Annotated in this window: 7 protein-coding genes and 2 pseudogenes; 5 read left to right on the top strand and 4 right to left on the bottom strand. The window is 44.8% G+C overall.

The genetic code is table 11. The features are described 5' to 3' along the window. Window positions 1-430 precede the first annotated feature (430 nt). Window positions 431-2,986 carry a baculoviral IAP repeat-containing protein gene (locus tag AK963_RS21460; protein ID WP_175404594.1) on the top strand — a complete coding sequence of 852 codons (2,556 nt, stop codon included), beginning with the start codon at window positions 431-433 and terminating at the stop codon, window positions 2,984-2,986. Window positions 2,987-3,071: 85 nt separating this feature from the next. Here AK963_RS21460 and AK963_RS21455 read toward each other — a convergent pair whose 3' ends face one another. Beyond that, on the bottom strand, window positions 3,072-4,451 hold the full coding sequence (locus AK963_RS21455) for an MATE family efflux transporter (protein WP_066017468.1): 1,380 nt from the start codon (window positions 4,449-4,451) through the stop codon (window positions 3,072-3,074). Window positions 4,452-4,828: 377 nt separating this feature from the next. Here AK963_RS21455 and cysG point away from each other — a divergent pair, with 377 nt between their 5' ends. Further along, entirely contained in the window at window positions 4,829-6,226 is a 1,398-nt protein-coding gene (cysG, locus tag AK963_RS21450; protein WP_066017467.1) for a siroheme synthase CysG, read from the top strand. Window positions 6,227-6,244: 18 nt separating this feature from the next. Here the strand turns inward: cysG and AK963_RS21445 are convergent, their stop codons facing one another. Continuing rightward, a complete protein-coding gene (locus tag AK963_RS21445; protein ID WP_066017466.1) occupies window positions 6,245-7,060 on the bottom strand; it encodes a Rossmann-fold NAD(P)-binding domain-containing protein in 816 nt (271 codons plus the stop codon). A gap of 160 nt (window positions 7,061-7,220) precedes the next feature. On the opposite strand from AK963_RS21445, the gene nfuA reads away from it, so the two are divergent. The 3 genes from nfuA to AK963_RS21430 all read left to right on the top strand — a co-directional run bounded on the left by nfuA (window position 7,221) and on the right by AK963_RS21430 (window position 8,917). Next, window positions 7,221-7,802, top strand: coding sequence for a Fe-S biogenesis protein NfuA (gene nfuA, locus AK963_RS21440; RefSeq protein ID WP_066017465.1), 582 nt, complete (start codon window positions 7,221-7,223; stop codon window positions 7,800-7,802). 84 nt (window positions 7,803-7,886) lie between these two features. Beyond that, window positions 7,887-8,375, top strand: a complete 489-nt coding sequence (greB, locus tag AK963_RS21435; protein ID WP_066017464.1) for a transcription elongation factor GreB — start codon at window positions 7,887-7,889, stop codon at window positions 8,373-8,375. A gap of 146 nt (window positions 8,376-8,521) precedes the next feature. Further along, the gene (locus AK963_RS21430) at window positions 8,522-8,917 is read left to right on the top strand and encodes a hypothetical protein (RefSeq protein ID WP_066017463.1); all 396 of its coding nucleotides are present in this window, start codon (window positions 8,522-8,524) and stop codon (window positions 8,915-8,917) included. A 25-nt stretch (window positions 8,918-8,942) separates the two neighbouring features. On the opposite strand, the pseudogene AK963_RS31495 reads toward AK963_RS21430, so the two are convergent. Beyond that, window positions 8,943-9,158 (bottom strand): annotated as a pseudogene (locus AK963_RS31495) (3-deoxy-7-phosphoheptulonate synthase); the annotation flags it as partial. Between the two features lie 11 nt (window positions 9,159-9,169). Beyond that, window positions 9,170-9,359 (bottom strand): annotated as a pseudogene (locus AK963_RS35715) (IS630 family transposase); the annotation flags it as partial.

Here is a 9,359-nt window from a genome sequence, read left to right as displayed (position 1 = left end):
TTTACTCTCTGCAACCAGAATTCAGGGATGGTTTGAGATATCGACATGATGACCTCCATGATAACTGGAAGCCATGATTTCAGGCTGGGAAATTAGACGGAAGGACGTGGGTTTATTTGGCGCTTACTCTAAGAGAGTGGTCTGTGTATAGAGCCTCTGTACCTTTGGCTTATCTCCCACCATGGTAAATTTTATAACCGGCGACTTTACTCATGGGCACCTCAAAAACTTAGGTGCCATATTAAGAAAATTTGCTATGTAAGGTGTTGGCTCGGATCAATATGGAAAACTAAACTTGCTTTTTGTCAAAATAGTTAGTTTATCTAACTGGTTTGATAGTCATATTTGAAAGTTAAAGCATTAGTATCAGACAAATTTATTCAATTTTAAGCTTTAAGATAGAGTACTTCAATTATTAACGATGTATGGGTTGTTAAATGCTTTTAAGCAGGAAGGTAGAAAATTATTTAAATTTTTTAACTGTAATTTTGAGCACAAGGAAAATGTGATGATAAATCCTAATTTGATGGGGCATCCTTCAGCGGAAGATCTTATTCAGATAACTCTTGATGCGGACAGAAATAATCCTAATGTTGATCGTAGCCCTTCAGCTACTGCAGGTTCGAGATATCAATCACGTAATGTAATGCCAGTTTATGGGACGTTAAACACTTATGTTTCACGTGATCAGGAGACTGAACGTCATAATGATTTTCCTGATAATACATATAGTCTTTTTTCCGGTTCCCAGAGTAATCAGAATAGGTTCGTGAGTACTTATCGGGGTACTATTAATGGTCATGTTCAGTCATTTACTTCGTTGAGTGCATTGCTCAGAATGCAGCCTTTTATGGATAAGTTCAGAGCTAGTGCTGGAGAATATCTTCCTGATCATTATATTCCTCAGAACGAAAATGACCTAAGAAGATTAATTCTTGATAATGACAGCATACAGCAAATATTTTTCATGGTTAATGGAATAGATGTGTTGAACGTATCAACAATATCTGATGAATCAAGTTCAACTTTAGTGGAGTCAGATAGTCGTGATGCATTCGATGGATATCGTTTACCAGTACCACTAAGCGACAGGCATAGGCGTCTTTCGATACGTAATAATTCTGGCAATCCTACAGGGAGGGGGCCGGGTTGTGAGGAATCACCAAGTATACATCGTGTGCCCGTACCATTAACGGATCACTCAAATACTGTTGCTACATCTAATAACTCAACTCAATATTCTTGCAATATGAATGGTGACCATAAACTATATGATTCGATTGATTCATTAGTAGCTGAGCAACAATTATTGAGAAACTTTCGAGATAATGCTCGTGTATACCTTGAAAATATATACATTCCCTCTACAGATGCTGAACTGAAATGTCTCATTAAAAGTAGTGAGGATAGTCTAAATGTCTTTATTTTAATTAATGAAATTGAAACTATGCCAGGGGCTAATCAAATAAGGTGGGGTAATCATGCTACAGGCTTAACTTCACCTCTCCATAACCCGCTTATGGACGACGTGAGTGCTCGTTTCAGATCTCTAGCTGATCATGGAGCTGGACGTAGCGTAGAATTTATAAGACGTTTTCCCCGTGGTGTAAAGTCAAGTTTTGCAGTCTCCGAAGCCGGCTTTTATTTATCATTGAAGGAAAGAAAACTGGTTTGTTACTCTTGTGGTGGGTCAATTAACGAGTGGCGGGATGAATGGAGAGACAACAACCTCAATGAGGTTCATGCAAAGCTCTACCCCTCATGCTCATATTTGAAAGAGAAGCTCGGTAAAGCATTTATTGACCGCTGCCAACAACAATTAACCTTTGAGCAACGACGTTTGTCTGCCCAACCTTTGGCGAATTATCCTAATTTGTATTGCTCACCGGTTACTGAGGATCAGTTGCGACAAGAAGAGGTTGAAAGGGAACAATTAAAATTTATGCTAGATTGGAGAGAGTCTCGAGTTACTGTTGATGGAATGGATCTCCGTCAATTTGAACGTGCGAATACGGTGCAAACTCAAACTGCGCAAGGAAATATTGTCAGACAACGTCGGCAAAACCATAACGCTACATCCTCTATTGAAAGAGATGTAGCAAAATGTATGGAGCAATTTCATAGTTGTTCCCAAGCTGATCCAGCTCTTCATAGAGCAATGGATAAGTTACATAGAAAAGTTAATGCCTCTCGGGTAGGAAAAGATGAGCTTACATTGAGCTTATTGCAAATCCTTCAGGATTTGATGGCTCTTCCTGAGGAAAGGGTATGCGAGGTAGGAACTGAAGTTGCTGAGATGATTGATGCTGCTCTCGAAGGTGATTGTCAGGACCATACTTCAGAAATCATAGACCAGATCAAAACGCGAATGGCTTTACTCAACATCAAGCGGGAAATGCTTGATGATGTTAATGGAGTTACCCTTTCTCAATTATTAAAGAAATTAAAATTATTTTATAATGAGTCAGTGCTGTTCAGACTGATGTCTGAAACAAAAGTGAATGGTATTCCGTTAATTGCATCCGGTGAATCTACCGAAATTAGAGGGTTTCTTAAGAATGAATTTTCTGGAAGTATTTGTCACTTCCCAGAAAATCGAATTGTACAGCGTTATGGAGCTGTTGGTCAGCAGCCTCGGGAAGTGATGACCGAACTCACAAAAAAATTCAGGAGTGGTATCAACAATCAGGCCGAGTTTGAGAATTATATCGTGAATATGTTCAGAACAGACCCTCAATTGCTTGAGTTTCTAAGGAAGAATGATGGTGAATTTCCAGTTTGGCTTGGAAAAACAGAGAGTAATACTGAGTTGTTGATGGAGGAATATAGCCCTGGTATGGCAGGGCTCACTGAGCAGGAGATTATTGAGGGCGCTGCTAATGTTACAGTTACCCGTTCGAACTTGTTAAATGAAGATATTGAGCAATTCATCAGTGATCAGGTACTAGTTTATTGGGGGGAAATTATCAGAGAAACATCAATATAATGCCTGTTTTTATTTAACAATCGACTCTTCCTAACTGGACAGGTAGAGTCGATTTATTTTATACGATTTCAATAATGAATTGTATTCAGCACTCTACAGTCAGGTTTTTCAACCAATATCGTGCCAGTACCCGGTACAATACAAGCACCGCTTTTGTCACTTCTTCCATCAGCGCACAGATAAATACTAGATAAAGTGGCCAATTCCAGATATTCACGGCTGCCCACGCCAGGGGGACACCCACAAACCACATACCAATGACATTAATGGCTGCCGTGGCTTTCACATCACCACCGCTGCGTAAAACACCAACAATTCCCGTCAGGTTGATGACCCGGATACACAGGGCAAAACCGGCAATGATCAGCACCTCGCTGGCCATTTTTAAGGTTTCACCCTGAAACTTGCCGAACATTCTGACGATCTGTTCATTAAAGATCAGGGTAATAAAGCCAATTAACAGAGCGATTGCTGGAGCAGCCATCATAAAGTAACGGCTTTGCTTCCAGGCCAGTTCAAATTCTCCAGCGCCGAGTTCCTTTCCAAGGATAATCGAAGTGGCGATGGCGAACCCGATAAACAGGGAGATCAGAACACCTTCAACGGAAGAGATCGCGCTCATCACCGCCAGCTCAACAACACCCATCTGGGCAAACATCAGATTGTACAGCACCAGGCCAAATGACCAGAGGCCATCCTGAATCAGCATAGGGACGCAGATGCCAATATACTTAATCCAGTGTCTGCGGTTTTTACATTGCAGCAAGTCTGCCTTTACTGGTATCAGGCCAGGACGTACTTCAAGGATGTAATAGATCAGTAAGCCAACCTGAATCAACCGCGAGATTGTGGTTCCCCAGGCTGAGCCTGCAACCCCAAGTGCCGGGAAACCAAAGTGACCATAGATGAGCAGATAATTGAACAGCACATTCATAAGAATGGTGATAAAACCAATGCGCGTTGGTGTTTTTGCGTCGTTATTCGTTCTCAGCAGGGCTTCCAGTGGGATTGTGATCGCTACGCAGAGAAAGGAGGGTGCAGTGATAATGAGATAACTGCTGCCCAGAGCCTTCAGTGTAAGATCATCACTGACCAGACCCATGATCTGTTCTGGAAAGAGCAGGTACACAATGGCAAATGGGGTGGTGATGGCCAGTGCTGCAATGATGGTCTGAACCAGCGTCCTGCGAACGCCATCCATATTACGGGCACCAATATACTGCGCGGCCAGAATGCTCATTCCACTGCCCAGGGCAGCAATCAGAATCAAATTAAAGAAGAAGATCCGGTTGCCCATACCCACCGCAGCAACTTCGGTTTCACCCAGCATGGACACCATGAATATGTCGATCAATCCAAGCATTGAAAACATCATGGATTGCAGGGAAATTGGCAGCGCCAGTTGCCAGAGGTTGCGCATAAAGTCCCGGTTTGGGGCTGTGTTTTCAGTAATTTGACTGGTCATAAAGCGACTAACAATTATTGGGGCCTGAAGCGCGTTTCAATCCATGAAGGAGGGGATAGTCTCATTCGGATATAAACAGCCATGAGCTGTAAAGCATCCTCTTTATGGTTATGCCGGAGTGATGCAGTCACAGTATAAAAAGCTATATCGTCATATTTGACATCAACTGTACTCTCATAGTCGCATAAGATATAAGTCGGATTTTTCCTTATCCTACATTCGTGCCTGGCATTTTTATAACTTTTAAGAATAGATAATAAGAAAACATTGTTATCTTTGTTCTGTCGTATGCTGGTAAACTCGTGCCATCCATGGTTCGGCAAGCCGTGCCAGAGGCTTACGTGGCCTGAGCTAACCCAACAAATAACGAGAAGAACATGGACTATCTGCCATTATTTCTACAGGTACGTAACCAGCGCTGTCTGGTGGTGGGTGGTGGCGATATCGCCCTGCGAAAAATCAGGCTTCTCAAGGCTTCCGGTGCCTCTGTTCGAGTGGTCGCCAGAGAGATCTCTTCAGATATTCGCGAGTTTCTTGCTGATACAGATGACCAATTGTTGGAAAAGAGGTTTGATGACCTCGATCTGAACGATATTTGTCTTGTCATTGCTGCAACCGATGATGAGAGTGTCAACCGTAAGGTTGCCATGCTGGCACAACAGCGGCAGCTGTTCGTTAATGTGGTGGATGATGCGGATGCTGGTAATGCAGTTATGCCGGCAATCGTTGATCGTTCGCCTGTCGTGGTCGCCTTCTCTACCGGAGGAAAAGCACCGGTTCTAGCCCGTCTCCTGAGACAGAAGCTGGAAACCCTGTTGCCCCAGGGATATGGCCGACTGGCTGCACTGGCTGGTGAGTGTCGCGATATGGTCAAAGCCAGATTCAGTCAGATCAATGATCGCCGGTATTTCTGGGAGAAGGTGTTGGCAGGACCTGCTGCAGAAAAGGCTCTGATGGGTGATCTTCAGGGTGCCCGGAGTTTGATTGAGCAGACCCTGGAAAACACCTCTGAGCAGAAAACCGGTGAAGTGTATCTGGTGGGTGGAGGACCAGGTGATCCAGACCTTCTGACCTTTAAAGCACTGCGGCTAATGCAGCAAGCCGATGTCGTGCTTCATGACCGGCTGGTTTCTGAAGATGTTCTCGCACTGTGTCGCCGGGATGCAGATTATATCTACGTTGGAAAAAAGCGAGATCGACATGCACGGCCCCAGGAAGAAATTAATGCCCTGTTGGTCGAGTTGGCCAAAGAAGGTAAGCGGGTTCTTCGATTGAAGGGTGGAGACCCCTTTATCTTTGGCCGCGGTGGTGAAGAGATTGAAACACTGGCCAGCGAGGGAATACCTTTTCAGGTGGTGCCTGGTATTACTGCCGCTTCCGGTTGTGCCAGTTATGCCGGTATTCCTCTCACCCATCGGGATCACGCCCAGTCTGTCCGATTTGTCACGGGGCACCTGAAAGATGGCAGCTATGCCTTGAACTGGAATGAAATGCTGGATCCTGGTCAAACGCTGGTGTTTTACATGGGGTTACTGGGGCTTCCCCGTATCTGCCAGGAATTAATGGATCATGGAAGGGCTGCACAAACGCCCATTGCCTTGATTCAGCAGGGAACAACCCGGAATCAACGGGTCTTCACCGGCACCCTGGCAACCATTAATAAGATTATTGAATCTGAAAAAGTAAAGGCACCCACATTGATCATTGTTGGCAGTGTAGTGACACTGCATGAGACGTTAAGCTGGTACAAAAATGAGAAGCTTCTGGAACAGTAAGTTCCAGAAGCGTGTGAGTCAGACTTCCAGTGCTTCCAGTGGGTCTGGATAAACAAATTGATAATTCAGCGCTTTTTTCAATTTGTCGCAATTCACCAGACGGTAGGGCATGGGTTTATCGATAAAAATGGGAGGCTCAATGCCCATGATTTCACAGGACTTGGTGTAGAGCTGGCGACGGGTAGGGTGCTCATCCGCTGAAGCATTAAAGACTTCCCCGAACAGGTTTTTGGCAATGATCTGCTCAATGATTTGCAGACAGTCTTCCCGATGTATCATATTCACCGGGTCGTCAGCGCCACCCAGCTCTTTGCCCGAAAAGTAGCGGCCAGGTTGATATTCACCGCCAATAAGGCCTGAGAAGCGAAGGACTGTGGTTCTCAGGTCATCATGATTGGTGAACAGTTCTTCAATATCCAGCCATGCGGTGTCAGAGAATGGAGACTCAATTCGTACGGCATCTTCTTCCGTTACTTCGTCGTTATTTTGGGGGTAGACAGACGTTGCACTGATCAGAATAATTTTTTTAACTCTGGATTGCTCAATGCGTTGAAGGAGAGCTTTCATCTGGCGAAAGTAAAAGTGGGGCTGACCATCGCCTTTTGCAGGCGGAATATTGATGAAGAGAATATCGGTATCAAGAAACGCATCAATATCACCCTCTGGTTCCGGTGAAAGCCCAATCATATAAGGCTCCATGGCAACGGCAGAAATTGCTTCCAGCTTTTCTTTACGGGTGGTGGAACCTTTGACTGGGTAGCCATCTTTCACCAGTCGTTCGCCTAATGGCATGCCCAGCCAGCCACAACCCAGAATGCTGATGGTTTCTTTCATTATCGATCTCTTTCTTGCTAATGAATTGCAAATGCGAACTATTCTCGCTGATTGTTGCAACAAATGAAACAGTTCTGAATAACCGAGTTACCCGGTAGGGATTCTCTGAAGCGTCCCAATGACATAGAATAGCCATGAAGTTAATAGAGGAAGTGTTGCGTTGAACATTACATTCACTGAAGCCGCACAGAAATATCTTGCCCAATTATTAGAAAAACAGGGGGTTGAGGGGATTGGTGTACGCCTGTTTGTCAGTAATCCCGGCACGCCTCATGCAGAAACCTGCCTTGCCTATTGTAAGCCAGGGGAAGAGAAAGAGGGTGATTTGACCCTGGAGCTTGAGTATTTCAACTGCCATGTGGAAGGTCCAAGTGAGCCTTTTCTGGAAGAAGCCGTTGTTGATTTTGCCGAAGACAAGCTGGGTGGCCAGCTGACCATCAAGGCACCCAACGCCAAGATGCCCAAAGTTAATGAAGACAGCCCTCTGGATATAAAAATCAACTACTTCCTGCAGACGGAAGTTAACCCTGGGCTGGCCTCTCACGGTGGTGTGGTTTCACTGGTGGAACTGGATGACGGTATTGCTGTTCTTCAGTTTGGTGGTGGTTGTCAGGGGTGCGCTGCGGTCGATATGACCCTTAAGGATGGTGTTGAGAAAACGTTAATGGAGCGCATACCGGAATTGAAAGGCGTTCGTGATGTGACGGATCACAGTAATACCGAGAATGCGTTTTACAAATAAAGCAGATCATTCAGAAGAGGGAGGTGGTGTCCACTTCCTTTCTTCATTGTTTCCATTTTCATTGTTGGCTTTTGGTTTCACCCTATGAAGTCCCCCCTTATTACCCGTGCCGGAAAAGAAAAGCTTGAGCAGGAGCTTCAGTATCTGTGGCGAATAAAGCGCCCTGAAGTGACACAGGCTGTTTCTGAGGCTGCAGCTCTCGGGGACCGGAGTGAGAATGCGGAATATAAAGAAGGAAAGCGACAGCTCCGTGAGATTGACCGTCGTATACGATACCTCAGTAAACGGCTTGAAATCCTGAAGGTTGTCGATTATTCACAAGAGCAGGAAGGCAAGGCTTTTTTTGGTGCCTGGGTTGAGCTGGAAAGTGAAGCAGGAGAGCTGCTCCATTGCCGTATAGTGGGTGCAGACGAGATTGATGTGAAAAACAACCACATTACCATCGATTCCCCAATGGCCAAGGCAATGGTTGGGCGTCAGGTCGATGATGAAATTGTGGTGAATGCACCGGGGGGACGCAAAATCTGGTTTATCAATAAAATACAGTATCAGCCTTTTTCAGATGATGAATAGGCAAAGCTATGGTTTTTCAGGCTTTATTAATGGTACTTTTACTTAGTGGTAAAGATACCGGTATAACTCTCTGAAATAATGGTGTATCTTCTCCCGCCTTTTTGAAATCCCAAGCTCATTTAATCACCCAGTAGTCCGACGGAACTGTGAAGCGTTATAAACAGGCCATTTTATCCAATTTTTTTGTCACCGAAGACGGCAGTGCTGTGCGTCATCTGGTTGAGGCAAATCTGGATATTGAGTCAAGAAGTGACCGTACGCTCTGTACCGAAGTCCTGAACAGTGACTGTCGCTACGAGGTGTTGGTTAATGGCCATCTTTCCAGTGTCTGCATGATCTGCTCAGCCATTCTTGACCGCAGGATCAGCAATATGCCGGTAGAGCGTAAAGTCAGTTACAGCAAAAAGCAGGCCATTGAGGTCTATACACCACCCGATACCCAGTTATCACTTCTGGGAGGGGGGGAGTTTGTTCAGATTACCGAGTGTAAAGTGATCACTGCAATAGAAGAACAGCCCGAGCAAATCGAGCTGTTTATTTGAGAAAAAGTCAGTTCTATAAGATCTTTTAGCGGCGCCCCGGCAGAACGTCTTTCAGTTTATCTCTGATGCTGCGAAGCGTCTTCTCGGTAGTTTCCCAGTCAATACAGGCATCAGTAATAGAAATACCGTACTGCAGGTCATCCAGACTGTCGGTCATTTTCTGATTACCCCAGCCAATATTGCTCTCCACCATCAGGCTCACAATTGACTGATTGCCTTCAATTATCTGGTTATACCAATTGAATTTTCTAACTACTGTATAACTGCCCAATCACGGGAGCACAGACTGAACAGTCGACCAGCTTCGCTGCAAAGGTTATTCCAAGCTTCACAGCAACAATCTACAATATTTTCATAACCTGAAAATGCTTTGTTTGATAAGTCATGCTCCCGCATCCACTCCCATAGCCTTTCTGAGCTGTTTAACTCCGGTGCGAATGGT

This window comes from Endozoicomonas atrinae, from assembly GCF_001647025.1.
GTDB lineage: Bacteria > Pseudomonadota > Gammaproteobacteria > Pseudomonadales > Endozoicomonadaceae > Endozoicomonas > Endozoicomonas atrinae.
Note: the sequence above shows the minus strand (reverse complement) of the source record. Positions and strands in the feature narration are given on the sequence as shown.

Coding starts and splice junctions, on each gene's coding strand:
- greB (WP_066017464.1), top strand. CDS start 7,887: ATGAAGTCCCCCCTTATTACCCGTGCCGGAAAAGAAAAGCTTGAGCAG.
- AK963_RS21455 (WP_066017468.1), bottom strand. CDS start 4,451: ATGACCAGTCAAATTACTGAAAACACAGCCCCAAACCGGGACTTTATG.
- cysG (WP_066017467.1), top strand. CDS start 4,829: ATGGACTATCTGCCATTATTTCTACAGGTACGTAACCAGCGCTGTCTG.
- AK963_RS21445 (WP_066017466.1), bottom strand. CDS start 7,060: ATGAAAGAAACCATCAGCATTCTGGGTTGTGGCTGGCTGGGCATGCCA.